The organism is Pseudomonas fluorescens (assembly GCF_019212185.1).
Classification (GTDB): Bacteria; Pseudomonadota; Gammaproteobacteria; order Pseudomonadales; family Pseudomonadaceae; genus Aquipseudomonas.
The window spans coordinates 3,494,919-3,512,045 of the sequence record NZ_CP078138.1; the positions used below are offsets into that span (position 1 = coordinate 3,494,919).

General features: G+C 63.4%; 15 protein-coding genes and 1 pseudogene. 7 read left to right on the forward strand and 9 right to left on the reverse strand.

All coding sequences use genetic code 11. The annotated features are described in order from the left end of the window. Positions 1-3: 3 nt before the first annotated feature. From efeB to KW062_RS15705, 3 genes are all read left to right on the forward strand, one after another. Positions 4-1,302, forward strand: a complete 1,299-nt coding sequence (efeB, locus tag KW062_RS15695) for an iron uptake transporter deferrochelatase/peroxidase subunit (RefSeq protein WP_027618913.1) — start codon at positions 4-6, stop codon at positions 1,300-1,302. Positions 1,303-1,367: 65 nt separating this feature from the next. Then, complete coding sequence (efeO, locus tag KW062_RS15700; protein WP_105754235.1) at positions 1,368-2,192, forward strand: iron uptake system protein EfeO; 825 nt, start codon at positions 1,368-1,370, stop codon at positions 2,190-2,192. A gap of 134 nt (positions 2,193-2,326) precedes the next feature. Beyond that, a complete protein-coding gene (locus KW062_RS15705; protein ID WP_105754236.1) occupies positions 2,327-3,517 on the forward strand; it encodes an MFS transporter in 1,191 nt (396 codons plus the stop codon). 15 nt (positions 3,518-3,532) lie between these two features. Here the strand turns inward: KW062_RS15705 and KW062_RS15710 are convergent, their stop codons facing one another. Together KW062_RS15710 and KW062_RS15715 are read right to left on the reverse strand one after the other, a co-directional pair. Further along, positions 3,533-5,449: a hybrid sensor histidine kinase/response regulator gene (locus KW062_RS15710; RefSeq protein WP_105754237.1), complete on the reverse strand. Its 1,917-nt coding sequence runs from the start codon at positions 5,447-5,449 to the stop codon at positions 3,533-3,535. Between the two features lie 52 nt (positions 5,450-5,501). Then, a pseudogene (locus tag KW062_RS15715) lies at positions 5,502-5,776 on the reverse strand (SDR family oxidoreductase); the annotation flags it as partial. Between the two features lie 171 nt (positions 5,777-5,947). Here KW062_RS15715 and KW062_RS15720 point away from each other — a divergent pair. The 4 genes from KW062_RS15720 to KW062_RS15735 are packed head-to-tail and all read left to right on the forward strand — an operon-like array spanning position 5,948 to position 8,998. Next, positions 5,948-6,985, forward strand: coding sequence for an acyl-CoA dehydrogenase (locus KW062_RS15720; RefSeq protein WP_105754238.1), 1,038 nt, complete (start codon positions 5,948-5,950; stop codon positions 6,983-6,985). Further along, positions 6,982-7,749 (forward strand): PIG-L deacetylase family protein, encoded by a 768-nt coding sequence (locus tag KW062_RS15725; RefSeq protein WP_105754239.1) that lies wholly within the window; start codon positions 6,982-6,984, stop codon positions 7,747-7,749. The genes KW062_RS15720 and KW062_RS15725 overlap by 4 nt, the downstream gene beginning before the upstream one ends. Beyond that, positions 7,746-8,345, forward strand: coding sequence for a class I SAM-dependent methyltransferase (locus KW062_RS15730; RefSeq protein ID WP_105754240.1), 600 nt, complete (start codon positions 7,746-7,748; stop codon positions 8,343-8,345). Before KW062_RS15725 ends, KW062_RS15730 begins: the two co-directional genes overlap by 4 nt. Further along, the gene (locus KW062_RS15735; protein WP_105754241.1) at positions 8,342-8,998 is read left to right on the forward strand and encodes a glycosyltransferase; all 657 of its coding nucleotides are present in this window, start codon (positions 8,342-8,344) and stop codon (positions 8,996-8,998) included. The genes KW062_RS15730 and KW062_RS15735 overlap by 4 nt, the downstream gene beginning before the upstream one ends. A 14-nt stretch (positions 8,999-9,012) precedes the next feature. Here KW062_RS15735 and KW062_RS15740 read toward each other — a convergent pair whose 3' ends face one another. The 7 genes from KW062_RS15740 to betI all read right to left on the reverse strand — a co-directional run bounded on the left by KW062_RS15740 (position 9,013) and on the right by betI (position 17,011). Beyond that, on the reverse strand, positions 9,013-9,639 hold the full coding sequence (locus KW062_RS15740) for a Vgb family protein (RefSeq protein ID WP_105754242.1): 627 nt from the start codon (positions 9,637-9,639) through the stop codon (positions 9,013-9,015). Between the two features lie 32 nt (positions 9,640-9,671). Further along, positions 9,672-10,892, reverse strand: coding sequence for a helix-turn-helix domain-containing protein (locus tag KW062_RS15745; RefSeq protein WP_105754243.1), 1,221 nt, complete (start codon positions 10,890-10,892; stop codon positions 9,672-9,674). 68 nt (positions 10,893-10,960) lie between these two features. Next, complete coding sequence (locus KW062_RS15750) at positions 10,961-12,373, reverse strand: amino acid permease (protein WP_027618924.1); 1,413 nt, start codon at positions 12,371-12,373, stop codon at positions 10,961-10,963. Between the two features lie 151 nt (positions 12,374-12,524). Further along, positions 12,525-14,780, reverse strand: coding sequence for an ATP-binding protein (locus KW062_RS15755; RefSeq protein ID WP_105754244.1), 2,256 nt, complete (start codon positions 14,778-14,780; stop codon positions 12,525-12,527). Continuing rightward, positions 14,777-15,550: a substrate-binding periplasmic protein gene (locus tag KW062_RS15760; RefSeq protein WP_027618926.1), complete on the reverse strand. Its 774-nt coding sequence runs from the start codon at positions 15,548-15,550 to the stop codon at positions 14,777-14,779. Before KW062_RS15760 ends, KW062_RS15755 begins: the two co-directional genes overlap by 4 nt. A gap of 5 nt (positions 15,551-15,555) precedes the next feature. Then, positions 15,556-16,272 carry a response regulator gene (locus KW062_RS15765; protein ID WP_027618927.1) on the reverse strand — a complete coding sequence of 239 codons (717 nt, stop codon included), beginning with the start codon at positions 16,270-16,272 and terminating at the stop codon, positions 15,556-15,558. Positions 16,273-16,363: 91 nt separating this feature from the next. Then, on the reverse strand, positions 16,364-17,011 hold the full coding sequence (betI, locus tag KW062_RS15770; protein WP_027618928.1) for a transcriptional regulator BetI: 648 nt from the start codon (positions 17,009-17,011) through the stop codon (positions 16,364-16,366). Positions 17,012-17,127: the final 116 nt, after the last annotated feature.

Genomic DNA, 17,127 nt, shown 5'->3' on the forward strand with positions numbered 1-17,127 from the left:
CTGATGAACGATCCAGATCAAATCAACGCCCAACGCCGCCGCGTCTTGCTTGGCATGGGTGCCGCCGGCGTCGCACTCGCCGGCAGCAGCTTGAGTTGCCCGGCCATGGCCGCCAATCCGGCGCCCGTCACCGTGGCCCCCAGCAGTGAGAAAACCCACGAGCGCCAGGCCTTTCATGGCCTGCACCAGAGCGGCATTGTCACACCGCGACCGACCTCGGGCATGCTGGTGTCGTTCGATGTGCTGGCCACTGACCGCAAGGATCTGGAGCGCCTGTTCCGCACCCTCGATCAACGCATCGCCTTTCTCATGCACGGCGGACCGGTGGCCGAGGTCGACCCGAAACTGCCGCCCGTGGACTCCGGAATTCTTGGCCCGGTGGTGACCCCGGACAACCTGACCATCACCGTGTCGGTGGGTGAGTCGCTGTTCGACGAACGCTTCGGCCTGGCCGCGGCCAAGCCCGGACGGTTGATCCGCATGGTCGGATTTCCCAACGATGCGCTGCAGCCGGACTATTGCCATGGCGACTTGAGCCTGCAGTTTTGTGCCAACAGCATCGACACCAATATTCATGCCCTGCGCGACATCCTGAAAAACCTGCCGGACCTGCTGGCGGTGCGCTGGAAACAGGAAGGCAGCGTGCCGCCGCAGGCCCCGCGCAAGCCCGGCGAACCGGCGCAAAGTGCGCGCAATTACCTGGGTTTTCGCGACGGCTCGGCCAACCCGGACTCCAACGACCGGCCGTTGATGAATCAGCTGGTGTGGGTCCAGCCCGGCGGCGACGAACCGGCCTGGGCCAGCCATGGCAGCTATCAGGCGGTGCGGATCATCCGCAACCTGGTGGAGCGCTGGGACCGGACGCCGCTGCAGGAGCAGGAAAGTATTCTGGGCCGGGTGAAAACCAGCGGCGCACCGATTGGCGGTCAGCATGAAAGCCAGGTCCCGGATTACGCCAAAGATCCCCAGGGCAAGCTGACCAAACTCGATGCCCACATCCGCCTGGCCAACCCGCGCACCGCGCAGACCCAGGCCAACCGGATCCTGCGCCGGCCGTTCAACTACTCCAACGGCGTGAGCAAGAACGGCCAACTGGAGATGGGCCTACTGTTCATCTGTTACCAGGCTGACCTGCACAAGGGCTTTATCACCGTGCAGAACCGGCTCAATGGCGAGCCTCTGGAGGAGTACCTGAAGCCGATTGGCGGTGGGTATTTCTTCACGCTGCCTGGGGTCACCGATGACAAGGATTTCATTGGTCGTTCGCTGCTTGATGCCACGCAGCCGAAAACCTCGGTTTGATCGTCATCTCCCGCTCCTACAAAGATCGGCACTTTGATTTTCCCACCCACCCGCGGAACAGTCCCATGAAAAAGTCGTCTCTCGCTTTGCTGGTCGCCCTTGGTTTGCTGCACGCCCCCGCTTCGGTCTTCGCCGCCACCGCGCCGCTGGACCTGGTGGGGCCGATTTCTGATTACAAGATCTACGTCACCGAACAGCTTGATGAGCTGGCCAGTCATACCCAGGCCTTCACCACGGCGGTGAAGCAAGGCGATCTGGCTACCGCGCAAAATCTCTACGCGCCGACGCGGGTGTACTACGAGTCGATCGAACCGATCGCTGAGTTGTTCAGCGATCTCGACGCCTCTATCGACTCGCGGGTCGATGACCACGAGCAAGGCGTCAAGGCCGAAGATTTCACCGGTTTCCACCGTATCGAATACTCGTTGTTTTCCGAGAAGAGCACTCAGGGACTGGACGCCCTGGCCGATGGCCTGGACAAGGACGTCAAGGACCTGCAAGCACGGGTTGCCGGCCTGACCTTCCCGCCTGAGAAAGTCGTCGGCGGCGCTGCAGCGTTGCTCGAAGAAGTGGCCGCGACCAAGATCTCCGGTGAGGAAGACCGCTACAGTCACACTGACCTCTACGACTTCCAGGGCAACATCGACGGAGCGAAGAAAATCGTCGAGCTGTTCCGCCCGCAACTGGAACAGCAGGACAAGGCTTTTGTGGCCAAGGTCGACAAGAACTTTGCCAGCGTCAACACGATCCTCGCCAAGTACAAAACCGCTGACGGTGGCTTTGAGACGTACGACAAGGTCAAGCCGAACGATCGCAAGGCGCTGGTCGGACCGGTCAACACCCTGGCTGAGGATCTGTCGACGCTGCGGGGCAAGCTGGGCTTGAACTGAGTCCGGTTCATCCAGTCGAGGGCGCTGCTCCACAGCCTCTCGACTGGGCTGGTCGAAAAAACCGTTAGCCTGCTTCCTTTTGCCCCCGTCCCGCGCCATGATGCGGCTTACCGCCCGCCCGCGAATGAGCCACCATGTCTGCGCAGCAAGCCCCCCACGTCAGCTCCATGGCGATCACCCTGCAAATCGTCTCCATCGTCTTCTATACCTTCATTGCCTTCATCTGCATCGGCCTACCGATCGCGGTGCTGCCCGGCTACGTGCATGAGCATCTGGGCTTCAGTGCCGTGATTGCCGGTCTGACCATCGGTTCGCAATACCTGGCCACCCTCCTTAGCCGGCCCATGGCCGGACGCACCTGCGACACGGTCGGCACCAAGCGCGCCATTGTCTATGGCCTGACGGGGATTTTCCTCAGCGGACTGCTGACCCTGTTCAGCACGTTTCTGGAGAACTGGCCGTTGCTGAGCCTCGGCGTACTGATCGCTGGGCGACTGCTATTAGGGGTAGCCCAGGGGCTGATTGGGGTGGGCACCATCAGTTGGTGCATGGGCAAGGTTGGCGCCGAGCACACCGCGCGTTCGATCTCCTGGAACGGCATTGCATCCTACGGCGCCATCGCCATTGGTGCGCCACTCGGCGTGGTGATGATCGATGCCTGGGGGTTTGCCAGCCTGGGGATCGCCCTTTCGGTCCTGGCGGCGGGTGCCCTGCTGTTGATCCGCAACAAACCTGCAGTGCCGGTGATTCGCGGTGAGCGGATGCCGTTCTGGTCGGTGTTCGGCCGGATAGCGCCCTTTGGTGCCAGCCTGTGCCTGGCCTCGATTGGTTACGGGACACTGACCACCTTTATCGCGCTGTATTACGTCAACCGTGGCTGGGCCGGTGCCGCTTATTGCCTGACGGTGTTTGGCGTGTGTTTCATCGTGGCGCGGCTGCTGTTTATTTCCAGCATCAATCGCTTTGGCGGTTACCGATCGGCCATTGCCTGCATGAGTATTGAGGCAGTGGGGTTGACGCTGTTGTGGTTAGCGCCCTCGACCGGCTTCGCTCTGATTGGCGCCGGGCTGACCGGTTTTGGTCTGTCGCTGGTGTATCCGGCGTTGGGCGTAGAAGCGATTAAGCAAGTGCCTGGCAGCAGCCGGGGGGCCGGCTTGAGTGCCTATGCGGTGTTTTTTGACCTGGCACTGGCCATTGCTGGGCCGTTGATGGGGGCGGTGGCGTTGAATCTGGGCTATTCGTGGATTTTCTTTTGGGCGGCGGCGTTGTCGGTGGGTGGGTTGGGCTTGACGGTGTGGTTGAAGCAGCGTGGCCAGGGAGTTTGATGAGCGCTCGGAAGTTCACCCCATCGCCTTGTTGAGGATTTCCATCAGGCCCAACTGACTGAACGGTTTGGCCAGTCGCGGCAGGTCGGCGACAAAGCCATCGAGGCGCTGGGCGAAGCCGGTGGCGAGGATGATCGGGAAGTCCGGGCGCAGTGCGCGAATCGCCTGCGCCAGTTGCGCGCCATCCACCAGCGGCATGGCCATGTCAGTAATCAGCAGGTCGATATCGTCGCGTTTCTTGAACACTTGCAACGCCTCGGTGGCAGAGGTGAGACAGATCACCTGATGACCGAGGTCTTCCAGCAGCAGTGAGGTGCTGATCAGGACCAGGTTGTCGTCGTCCACCAGCAACACACACAAGCGCCTCGGTGCCGACACCTCCGGCTGGGCCGCCGGGGTTAGCGCAGACGCCACCGCAATCGCCTGCGGCAACCAGAGTTCGGCGCAGGTGCCCTGCCCCGGTTCGCTTTTGAGCACCAGGCAACCGCCCAGTTGCTCGGCCAGGCCATGCACCATCGATAAGCCCAGGCCCGTGCCCTTGCCTACCCCTTTGGTGGTGAAAAACGGATCGGTAGCCTGGGCCAGGGTGGCGTCATCCATGCCCTGGCCGTTGTCGCTGATCGACAGGCAGACATAGGGTTTGTTGGGCAAACCAGTGGGCAGGCTCTGGCCCCTTTGCGAGTCGACAGCCTGGATCAGAATCCGCCCGCCCTGGGGCATGGCATCGCGGGCATTGGTCGCCAGGTTGAGGATCGCCAGCTCCAATTGGTTGACGTCGGCCAGGATCGGCGGCAGGTCCGGCGGCAAGTCACACTGGATGGTCACCAGATGCCCGAGGGAGCTGCGCAGCAGCCCGGTGATGTTTTCCAGCAGCCGCGGCAAGGCCACCGACTCGGTCTTGAGTTCCTGGCGGCGGGCGAAGGCCAGCATGCGCTGGGTCAGGGACACGCCGCGCTGGGCGCCGAGGGCGGCATTGTCCAGCAGTTGCAGGACCTTGGGATCGTCGCCGGCGCGTTTACGCAGCAACTCCAGGTTGCCGAGAATCACCGTCAGCAGGTTGTTGAAGTCGTGGGCGATGCCGCCACTGAGTTGGCCGATGGCCTGGAGTTTCTGCGACTGGAACAGCGCTTCGCGGGCCTTTTCCAGTTCGCGCTGGGTCTGGACCGATTCGCTGATGTCGCGGGTGATCTTGGCAAAGCCGAGCAGTTTGCCGGTCTCGCCGCGAATCGGATCAATGATCACATGGGCGAGGAATCGAGTGCCGTCCTTGCGCACACGCCAGCCCTGCTTTTCGAAGCGGCCATCGCGGATCGCCACCTCCAGCGCCCGCTGCGGCTCGCCGTTCTCGCGGTCCTCGGGGGTGTAGAACAGGGAAAAATGCTGGCCGACCACCTCATGGGGCATGTAACCCTTGATCCGCTGCGCTCCCAGGTTCCAGTTGCTGACCCGGCCTTCGGGGTCAAGCATGTAGATCGCGTAGTCGGTGACGCTCTGTACCAGCAGGCGGAACTGCTGCTCGCTCTGCTTGAGGGTTTCCTCGGCAGCCTTGCGCTCGGTGAGATCGCGGGTGATCTTGGCAAATCCGAGCAAAACGCCCTCGGGACTGCGGATCGGGTCGATCACCACGTGGGACCAGAACGGCGTGCCGTCCTTGCGCAGCCGCCAGCCTTCGCCTTCGAACCGACCTTCCTCGATCGCCGTGCGCAAGGCTCGCTGCGGCAGGCCGTTGCGTCGGTCTTCGGGGGTGTAGAAGCAGGAAAAATTGGCGCCGAGGATTTCCGCCTCGGTGTAGCCCTTGATCCGTGCCGCGCCGGCGTTCCAGCTGGATACCACGCCTTGCGGGTCGATCATGTAGATGGCGTAGTCCACCACCGAGTCAATCAACAGTTTCAGGCGCGATTGTTCCAGCGGGTTTTTCGGTTCTTTGCTCATGGCAGGTCGCATGCAGGCTTCCGAGGTGTTGAGAATAGATGACAAGCCATGGCTACGGCAGCGGATTGCCCCCGGTCACACCAAATACTTCGCCGGTGATGTAACAGGACTCCTGGAGGCCAGAAACACATAGAGTGGTGCGCATTCTGCGGGCTGGCCGGGGCGCTTCATAGGGGGGTGACCGCCGAAGTCGGCGATTTTCTCCCGGGGCTGGCCGCCGCTGGGTTGCAACACGTTCCAGATCGGCCCCGGCGCCACCGCATTAACCCAAATGCCGTGTTCGATTACCTGCTTGGTCAGAGCCTTGGTCATGGCGACGATGAAAACAAAGCCTGTACAGGTAGAAAGCAAGGTCGTGTGGAAGGTTTGGAATTTTTCCTCGATGGCCGACAGACGGGGCGGCCAGCCCGCTGCAAAGAATTTGAACTCCGGAAAAAACCGTCTCTCACAATGCATATGCAGGCACAGCCGCCGCGCAGATATTGGGGGAGAAGGATGATGGACGTATCGACTGTGCAGGACTCCATGAGCCAGTTGCTCGCTGAATTCGCCGGGCGTGGGGCCCCTCTCGAACTGGACCGACGCCTGCCCGAGTTATTGCAAGCTTGCATCGAGGCAGGCCACACCGACCTGCCGCTGCCCGGTCACGGCCATACGTTGCAACGCTGGCGCAGTCTGGCCCAGGTTGCCGGTGCCGACCTGGCGCTGCTCAAGCTGTACGAAGGCCACACCGATGCCCAGGCGATACTTGCTGAATTGCACGCGCAGGCATTGAACCAACCGGGTATCTGGGGGGTGTGGGCCGCTGAACCGCCGAATGCCAAAGTACAGATTGTTGCTCGTGAGCAAGGTCGGGTACGCCTCAGTGGGACCAAGGCCTGGTGCTCTGGCGCACTGCAAATCGAGCACGCATTGCTCACCGCCTGGGATGAACAACAACGGCCGCAATTGGTCGCGCTGACCCTGGCGCAACCGGGTGTCAAACTGCGCAGTGACGACTGGCAGGCACGCGGCATGGCGCTGACCGCCAGCGCGAATGTCGAGCTGGATCACGTGTTAGCGGACTGCGTCGGCATCAGCGGCGCTTATGTTCAGCGCCCGGGTTTCTGGCAGGGCGGCGCGGGGATCGCCGCCTGCTGGTATGGCGCGGCCCAGGCGCTGGCCGAGCGTCTGCGCAAGCAGTGCAGCGGCCCGCGCGAGGATCCTCACGCCCAGGCCCATCTGGGTGCCGTCGATGCAGCCCTGCAGGGCGCCGCCGACAGCCTGCGCCAGTGCGCGGCATGGATTGACCAGCAGCCTGACGCCGATGTCGAGTTGATCGTGCGTCGCACCCGGGCCCAGGTCGAAGCGTCGGTGGAACAGGTGCTCTGGCATGTCGGTCGGGCATTGGGCGCCACACCGTTTTGTCGTGATCCGCAGTTCGCCCGCTTGAGCGCCGACTTGCCGGTGTTCATCCGTCAAAGCCACGCCGAGCGTGACCTGGCGGAACTGGGGCGGCAACTGGCTGCCGATGCGCGCCAGGGCTGGTGCCTATGAGCGAGGATGCGGAAAAATCTTTTCACGGCACCGGTACCACCCTCGCCCAGTGGCAAGCCTCTCGGGCCTTGCAATCAGTGCCGACGATTTCCCGCGATCTGCTACTGCCCGCTGGCCACCGGCTGGTGGTGGTGGCGCCGCATCCGGATGACGAGGTGCTGATGTGTGGCGGCCTGCTGGCCAATCTGGCGGTGGACGACAACGAGTTGCTGCTGATTTCCGTGACTGACGGCACCGGCAGTCATCCGGACTCGACCCTGTGGCCGGTGGAACGGCTGCACAGAGAGCGTCCTCGGGAAAGTGCCGAGGCCCTGTCGCGCCTTGGCTTCGATCCGCGCACGGTTGAATGGCGGCGCCTGGAGCTGGCCGACAGTGCCGTCGCCGACAGTCACGAAATCCTGCTTCAACAACTCTGTGCAGTCCTGCGCAGCGGCGACCGCGTGCTCACCACCTGGCGCCATGACGGCCACTGCGATCACGAAGCCGTGGGCCGCGCCTGCGCCAGTGCCTCCAGGCGATGCCAGGCGCAGTTGCTGGAGGTTCCCGTCTGGGCCTGGCACTGGGCACATCCCGAGGATCCGCGTCTGCCCTGGCTACGGGCACGCAAGCTGGCAGTGCCGGCCCATACCCTCGAACGCAAGCGCGCGGCCCTCGCCGCCCACCGCAGCCAAGTGCTGGCCGACCCGAGTACCGGGCGTCCGGCGATTCTTTCTACGGCGACCCTGGAGCGCCTGCTGCAACCTTTCGAACTGGTATTCCTATGAGCCTGGACGCGACCTACTTCGAGCAGTTGTTCACCGCCGACCCCGACCCCTGGGCCTTGGGCAATCGCTGGTACGAGCAGCGCAAGCGCGCCCTGACTCTCGCGGCGCTGCCCCGGCAACGTTATGCGCGGGCGTTCGAACCGGCCTGCGCCAATGGCGACCTGAGTGCCCTGCTCGCCCCCCGTTGCGAGCACTTGCTGTGCATGGACGCCAGTGCCACCGCCACGCAACTGACCTGCCAGCGCTTGCAGTGCCAGCCGCAGGTCGAAGTGCGGCAGGGGCATTTGCCCGCCGACTGGCCCGAGGGTGAGTTCGAACTGATCGTCCTCAGCGAGTTTGGCTACTACCTCGACAGCAGCGACTGGGCTCAGGTAATCGACCAGGCGCAAGCCAGCCTCAGCCCCCAGGGTTCACTGCTGGCCTGCCACTTCTTGCGGCCAATGGCCGAGTGTCCGCAAACCGGGCAACAGGTGCACGAGCAGTTGCAGGCGCGGCTGGACCTGGTGCGTGTGATGCAGCACCGGGAAGCGGATTTCCTGCTCGAACTCTGGTGCCGCGAACCTGGCGGCGTGGACCTTGAGGAGCCGTGCTTATGATCGGTGTCGTCGTTCCTGCCCATAATGAACAAGCGCTGCTCAAGGACTGCCTGGAGGCACTGCGGTGTGCGGCCGATGAGGCCGGCGAAGAGGTGCGAATCCTCGTAGTGCTCGACGCCTGCACCGACCGTTCCCGGGAAATTGCCCAAGCCTGCGGGGTGCAGACCCTGGAGATTGAGGCCGGCAATGTCGGCTATGCGCGGCGCGCCGGTGCCGCCCATTTGCTGGATCAGGGAGCGCGCTGGCTGGCCTGCACCGACGCCGACAGTCGAGTGCCAGGCAATTGGTTACGCCAGCAACTGGCGTTCAACGCCGATGCGGTGTGCGGTACGGTGAGTATCGAGGAGTGGGATCCGCTGCATTCACCCGAAGTACGCCAGCGCTACCAGAGCCTGTACCAGTCCCATGAGGGCCACCGGCACATCCACGGCGCCAACCTGGGGGTCTGCGCCGAAGCCTATCGGCGCGTGGGTGGCTTCCAACCGCTGGCGGTGCACGAGGACCGCTACTTGATCGAAGATCTGCAGCGTAGCGGCGCGAGCATCGTCTGGACCGCGCTCAACGGTGTGCGCACCAGCAGCCGTCTGGATTGCCGGGCCCAGGGTGGTTTCGGCGATTACCTGAAGGCGCTGGCGCGGGAGGGCGAAGCTTGAAGGGTTAAGCCGCGTCAACGGCGGCGTACTACCCTCACCCGGCCACTGTTGCCACCGCCACAGAAAAACCGCTCGCCGCCATCCGACTCCAGCCCCGACACGCCAATGCCGGCGGGCATGCGCAAGGTTTCGAGGACTTCTGCGGTTTGCGGATCGATCCGGCGGATCTCGCTTTCCTCACCTTCCCAAGTGCCGTGCCAGAACTCACCGTCGACCCAGGTCACCCCGGTGACAAAGCGGTTCGATTCCAGGGTGCGGAGGATCTTCCCGGTCTGCGGGTCGAGTTGGTGAATCTTGCGGCCCTGGTACTGACCGACCCACAGCGAGCCCTCGGCCCAGGTCAGCCCTGAATCGCTGTCGCCTGGCGCCGGGATAGTGCTGAGTATGTCTCCGGTCTGTGGGTCGATTTTATGAATCGAATTCTCGGCGATCTGGTACAGGTAACGGCCATCGAAGGCGGTGCCGGCATCGGCGGGCATGGCGAAGTTGCGCTGGGTCTTGCCGTCCTGTGGGTCGAATGCAGTGAGTCCCTGATTGTTGGCGAACCACACACGCTCACCGTCCCAGGTCACGCCGTGGACACTCTGCACACCCTCGAAGGGGCCGTATTCCTGCACGATGGTTGCGGCTGACTGTTTCATCTGGACATCCTCATCTGGGCTGAGTCTGCAGCCTAATCACTGGGCAGCGTCGGCGTGAGTAACAATGCCGTCGCGAATCCGGGCAGCAGCGGAATCAGCCAGCGCGCTGCTCGACCCCGGCCGAACACTTGTACTTTGCCGGCGCTGGCCAGGCTCTCGAGTGCGCGCTGCACGCTGCGCTGGCTGATGCCCAGGGCCAGCGCCAGGGCTGAACTGGACCAGGCCTGGCCATCCATCAGCAAGGCCAGGACGTCACCGTAGTGAGTGTCCTGTGGCCACGCCAGTACCGCCACCCCGGGTTGACCGCGAGCGATCAAGGCATAGCCATCGGCAGTAGCGCTGACCTCGGCAAGGGGTTTGAGCAGCACCCGCAGGCGGCCGATTTCTACGCGCAGGCGGGCGCGATGGGACTCATCGCTGAGCTTGAGATTGAATGCGCGGGCAATCAAGGTCGCCCGGTCCACTGCGGCCGGCCAGGCTTCGCCAAGGCTGCGCAGCAACGCCATCAACACCGGGCGCCCGGCCAGGGAGACTTGTTTATGAGCATCCTGCAGCAACTGCCGGCGGTCATCGATCACCAGCATCGGCGAATCCAGTAGCGCCTGTATCTGCTCCAGCAGCAACAGGCGTTCGTCGCCAGGACCGGTGATGCGCGCCGCCGGGGTGTCGAGCACCTGCCAGGCGTCCTGCACTTCGGCGCTGAGGGCCGGGATATGGGCCTGGTGCGCGGCAGCGCTGGCATGGGTAAGCGCGCTGTGGGCGGTGGCGATGTCCAGCTTGCGGATCGCCAGGCCGGCGCGGGCCAAGCCATGAATCGCCTGCAGCGAAGCAGGTAAACGGGTGGGATCGATTTCGTTGAGTTGTGCCTCGGCCTGGTCGAGGGCACCGAGCAACGACAGTCGACGAATCGCCACGAAACGAGCATGGGCGGCATTGGCCCAGTCGCCCTGCTGTTCGAGCACGGCGCGGGCTGCTTCCAGAGGTTTGTCGGGTTGGCCGAGATCCCGGGCGGCAAAGGCGATCTCCGCCTCGGCCACCACACAACGGGCCCGGGCCAGGGTCTGTCGCGGACTGAAGGCCCGGGCGGCACTGCGCAACAGTGTACGGGCACGGGCAAAATCACCCAGTTGCGCCATGGCGATGCCACGCAGGGCCAGCGCCGGTGGATCATCGCGCAAGGCCACGCGGTCCAGCGCACCCAGCGGATCGCCGGCCGCCAGTGCGCGGGCGGCGGCCGTGATCAGTGCGTCCATGTCGAACCCGGCACGGCGGGCACTCCTTGGATTGGGGGGGTGCCGTGCAGTCTAGCTGGCGTCTGCCGTCACGCCGCCGGCAGGCTCGGCGCCAACACGCCCTGGCGTTTGCGGTGGATCAGAAAGTACGCGCCGTAGCACAGGGCAATGAAGCCAAAGCCCCAGTACAACGACGGCCGCTGGGTTTCATCCAGCGCGAGGAACACGAACAGCGAGCAGCACAGGGCGATGCAGGTCAGCGGAAGCACCGGGAACCAGGGCGCACGGTATTTCAAGTCGCTGAGCTGGCCGCCATCGCGCAGATAGGCCTTGCGGAACCGGTACTGGGCCAGGGCAATGACGATCCAGGTCACGGTGCCGGACATGCCGCTGACCGCCATCAGCACCATGAACAGGGTGTCGGCGGCGATGAAGCTGGTCATCAGCGACACCAGGGCAAAGCACAGGGTAATGCTCAGGGCGCGCAAGGGAACGCCACGTTTGCTCAGCGGCGACAGGCTTTTCGGCGCCATGCCGGTTTTCGACATAGCCCAGAGGATCCGCGTCGAGGCATAGAGGCCGGAGTTGCCCACCGATAGAATCGCGGTGAGGATGACGAAGTTCATCAGGTCTGCGGCGTAGGGAATGCCAACCATGTCGAACACCTGGACGAACGGGCTTTCCATCAGGCCCGCCTGCTGCCACGGGACGATGGCCGAGAGCACGACGATCGCCAGCACGTAGAAAATCAGCACGCGGAACACCACGTTGCGCACCGCACGGGGGATGCTTTTTTCCGGCTGGTCGGTTTCACCTGCTGCCACGCCCATGATCTCGCAACCCTGGAAGGCGTAGACCACAGTCATCATCACCGCGAACACTGCCGACAGGCCGTTGGGGAACAGCGAGTCGCCGATCAGGTTGTTCATCATCGGCGCCGGTTCGCCGCTGGTCAGCGGGATTGCGCCGAAAATCACCAGTACACCGACCACGATAAAACCGAGAATCGCCGCCACCTTGATCCCCGAAAACCAGTACTCGGCTTCACCAAAGGCGCGGGTCGCCAGAGCATTGAGGCCGAACAACACCACCACGAACAGCGCCGACCAATACCAGATCGGCACCTCGGGGAACCAGCGCGTCATCAGCATGCCGGCGGCGGTGAATTCCAGGCCGACGGTGGTGGCCCAGCTCATCCAGTAGACCCAGCCGATCATGAAGCCGGTGGCCGGGCCGATGAATTGGGTGGCGTGGGTCTGGAACGAGCCGGAGACCGGCATCTGCACCGACAGTTCGCCGAGGCAGACCATCACCAGGTACATCAGGAATCCCGCCACCAGGTACGCCAGAATCGCCCCCACCGGCCCGCCCTGATTGATCGTCACCCCCGAGCCCATGAACAACCCGGTGCCAATCACACCGCCCAGGGACAACATGAAAATGTGCCGGCTTTTCAGGGCGCGGGTCAGGTGGATGCCGTTGCGTTCGTTTGCTTCGCTCATGTCGGCTTTGCGGCCATTCATTATTATTATCTCCAATAAGCTTCGAAGACCGCGCCAGGGCGGTTGCCTCGATTATTGGAAGGTCATGTAAGGTGCTGTTGACCCTGAGGATCGAAGTTGTGCGAAGTCGTAACAAAGATGTAGGGGGCGTTTACATCAACCCCTCCAACACCCCCAACGCCCGCTCCATCTGCTCATCCACCCCAACCGCCAACCCTCGAACCCGAGCCTCGGCATTGGCCAGTGCCGCTTCCTCCAGCTTGCGCAGAACCCCAGCCAACCCACGCAGCCCCAGGGAATCACTGCTACCCGCCAAACGATGGGCCAAGTGCGCGACCTCGGTGCAATCATCGGCAGCAATCGCTTCACCGAGCGCCGCGCGATGGGCAATGATCGAAGTGTGCAACACCCGCAACAGGCCCTGGACCTTCTGCTCGCCGAGCAACAGCCGATGGTTATTCAACAGCGGCCAGTCAACGGCCGAGTCAGTCGCTTCGACAATCGCTGCGCGAGACTCGCCGGCCAGTGCCCGACGCAGATCGTCCAGCCGCAAGGGCTTGGCGAGCACGCCGTCCATCCCGGCTTCCAGATAGCCACGCACCGCCGCCGGTTGCACACTGGCGGTCAGGGCGAAAATCCGCGTGGTCGCGTTCGGACCGCCGCCATCGCGGATCCGTTGACACAGCTCGACGCCACTGAGCCCCGGCAAATGCACGTCCAGCAGCATCACATCGAAGACCTGGGCGGCACACTCGGCCAAGGCCTGGACAGCCTCTTCGGCCAACCACACCTGATGCCCGTCGCGTTGCAGCAAACCACTGACCACCTCGCGATTGAGCGCGACGTCCTCGACCACCAGAATCTTTAATGACGGGCCCGGCGTAAATACCGGATGGACGTCGGCGACAGCAGCAGCCGGCTGCAACTCGAGTTCGAACCAGAAGCAACTGCCACGCCCCGGCTGGCTGTCGACGCCAATCACTCCGCCCATTTTCTCCACCAGATGTTTGCAGATCGCCAGGCCCAGCCCGGTGCCGCCAAACCGTTGCGCCACCTCCTCACTGGCCTGGGTAAAGCGCTCGAAAATCTTCGCCTGCATGTCTTCGGCAATACCTATGCCGTTGTCCGTGATGCTGATCCGCAAACGCTGCCCGCCTTGCAACGGAACAGGCGCCAACCCCTGCACCCGCACACTGACCTGCCCGCCTTCGGTAAACTTGATCGCATTGGCCAGCAGATTACTCAGCACTTGTCGCAGGAATTGCTCGGCGCCCTGATGGCGTTGGCCAACCGCTGGATCGACCTGCCAATCCAGCCGGGTGTGGTTGCTTAGGGCCCGGGGTTCGAGCAGGGTCAGCACTTCATCGAGCAACTGGCGAATCGAGAAATTCACCGGCTCGGGATGGCTTTCGCCCTCCTCCAGCCGGGCGAAGTACAGCACTTCGTTGAGAATTGCCAACAAGCCTTCGCCAGCCTTGTACAGCGCATCCAGGCGCTTGCCGTCGCGCTCGTCCAGACTGGCCCCGCGCAGCAGTTGTGCCATGCCGAGAATGCCATTGAGCGGCGTGCGCAGTTCATGGCTCATGGTTGCCAGGAACCGCGACTTCGCCAGGTTGGCCGCCTCGGCCTCCTCCTTCGCGTGCATCAGGCTGGCGGTCCGCCGCTCGACCATGCGCAGCAGTTCGTCACGTTTGTCCTGCAGGGCCAGGCGATCGGTTTCGCGGCGATCGATGTCGCTGAGAATCGCCCGGCGCATGTCATCCAGGGCATGGGCCACGGTATCGATTTCGTCGGCGACGCCGCTGCGACTCTTGTCCAGGCGCAAGGGCTCCTGCCATTCGCCGGCCGCGATGCGCCGGGCAAACTCGGCCATCACTTGCAGGTGGCGGGTGACCAGGCGATAGAACAACCCCGACAACGCTACCGCCAGGCCGCACAGAAACACACTCATCCACAGCAGGCTGGTCAGGCCGGTGGCGTACAGGCGTTGATGCACGGCCCCCAGATCCGTGCTGACTTCCAGCTCACCGAGGTGACGAATCCCACCGCTGGGAGGCTGGTAATTAAGCGCGAAGCGTTCGATACGCAGCGGACCGACCGGCGCCGGATTGCCCTGCAGCAGATCGAAGTCAGGGCTGTTCAGGCGGACCCGGGCCACATCGGAGAAATCCACCAGGCCCCGCAGTTGCACATTCAACTGCTCCTGGTTGAGGTCCCACAGACTGCGCTCGAGGCTGGCCAGGTAGCCGGCGCGGATCAGTTCCATGCGCGCATCAATGTCGCGCATCTCCCGGCGGTACTCGATATACAACTGCACACTGCTGGCGAGCACGGTGAAACACAGACTGAACAGCAGGATAAACAGCAGCAGCCGACGCAGCAGGCCACCGGGTTTGGCGCGGATCATCGGGCGTCCGCCGGCAGGCTGACCATGTCGCGGTAGGTGACCTCGCTTTCATTGAGCCAACGCTCGATATCACCGGCATCGACCATACGCTGCAGTTGCGCATCGATCCTTGGCATCTGACTGGCCAGCGGCGAGCGGCGCGACACCGCGACCCGCAGGTAGTCCACGTTCAAGGCCTTGGGCAAGGCGACGATGTCCTGCGCCCCGGCCAGGTGCTCGACGTAGAGCTCGCCCGTACGCCGTTCCTGGGTGATGAAGTCGATGCGTCCGCGAATCAACTTGCCGAAATTTTGCCGGCTGTCCGAGACCCACTCGATGTTGTCGTGAGCCGCCACCATGCGATCGAACGCCACGCCGTAGCTTTCGCCGAACAACAGGCCGCCGCGATAACGCGTCAAATCCTCCAGGCGTTCGAACTGCACCGGGTGCTGGCGATTAATGAACAGCGCAACTTCTTCGCGCAGCACCGGCACCCGGGAAAACAGCAGGGTTTGTTCGCGTTGCGCGGTACTGTAGGCCAGCACCACGTCGACCCGGCCTTCGGCGGCGTCCAGCAGGCAACGCTTCCAATTGCCGAGCACGACAATTTCAACCTGATACCCCAGCTCGGCAAACAGCTGCTTGACCACACTGGGTGCAAGACCGCGCACCTGTTTGCCGTCGCTCCAGGAAATTGGCGGGTACACCGGGTAATCGCAATAGCGTACGGTCTGTTGCGCCACGGCATTGCCGGCCAGCAGCGCCAGCCACAGGCCAAACAGGCAACGCATGGGAATCAGGCCGCCACGCTGGCGGTAAACAGGTAGCCGGCGCCGTGGATGGTGATGATCAGTTGCGGTTCGGCCGGGTCGTCATGCAGCTTGCGCCGCAGGCGGCCAACCAGCACGTCGATCGAGCGATCGTTGGGCACCCATTCGCGGTTGCGGATCTGGTCCATCAACTGGTCGCGGCTCAGGGTGTGGCCGCTGTTGCGCAGGAACACGCTGAGCAGTTGATACTCGCCGTGGGTCAACAGCGTCTCGCCGCCGTCGGGGTCGATCAGGCGGCGGCGGTCGGTGTCCAGGGCCCAGGCGGCGAACTGCTTGACCGGCTTGATGGTGGCGACGGGCGCTTGCGGGGTTTGCGCGTGACGCACCCGGCGAATCAGGTTTTTCGCCCGAGATACCAGTTCCCGAGGGTTGAGGGGTTTGATCACGTAGTCGTCGGCACCGCACTCGAGGCCGACAATGCGGTCGATCTCGTCGTTGCGCCCGGTGATCAGAATGATCCCGACTTCCGAACGCACCCGCAGTTCGCGGGTCAGGGTCAGGCCGTCCTTACCGGGCAGACGGATGTCGAGCATCACCAGGTCGACCGCCTGGTTCGCCAGGAAAGTCTCCGCCAGTTCCGCCGTGGCGGCGCAGTGGACGTCGTAGCCTTCCTGGGAGAGGTAGGCGTGCAGCAGTTCGCGAATCAGCGGATCGTCATCGACGATCAGTACCCGAGGAGTCATCGCCTGGTGTCCTGCGTGTGGCCGTAGGCCTGTTTCTTATTAGAGGGGTGAAGCGTGCTGCGCTAGATCCTATCTATTGCTGAACAAGTGATCAACAGCTAACGATCGGCAGGCAGTAACGTTTCCTGCCTCCGGCCTGCAGACCGTCAACCCACGCCTCGCAGATCTGGATGCCCTGCTCCGGGCTGAAGGTTCCCGGATTGAGCCCGGACTCCAGCCACAAGCCATCGAGCAAGGCACTCAGGCCAATCGCCGCGAGGTCGGCGTCGAACTGCTCCCAGCCCTCTTCCTCGGCCAACTCGGTCAGGACCTTGCGCAGGATGCTGCGGTATTCGCCATAGGAGTGTTCGTGGGCCTGGTTGATCGCCTCGGCGGTTTTTACCGCGCCCCAGAAGGCCAGCCAGGCATCGATCAGTTGCGGATCGAGCAATTCGGCGGAAAACGAGCCACGGAAAAACGCCGACAGCCGTTCGCGAGCATTCGGCGCCGCCTCGGCCATGGCGTCGCGCAGCAAATTCATGACCCGTGCGGTGATCGAGCGATAGGCTTCGGCGACCAGTTCGTCCTTGCCGGAGTAGTGATGGCTGATCAGCCCCACCGACACCCCGGCCTCGGCGCAGATCTTGCGGATCGACGCGCCCTGGAAGCCGTGTTGCTGCAGGCACACCAGCGTCGCTTCGATCAGCTTGGCCTTGCGCAGCTCCGGCTCCATGCGAGAAAAACGGGCTTCCTGATTCATCCGCGACACGCTCCTGGTTGCAATCGTAGGGCTCGCGATGAGTTGGCGAGCTGAACGACTGTACAGCAGGATGAGCGGTTTGTGGGCGGTAAAAAAACTGCGCCTCACCCAAAATC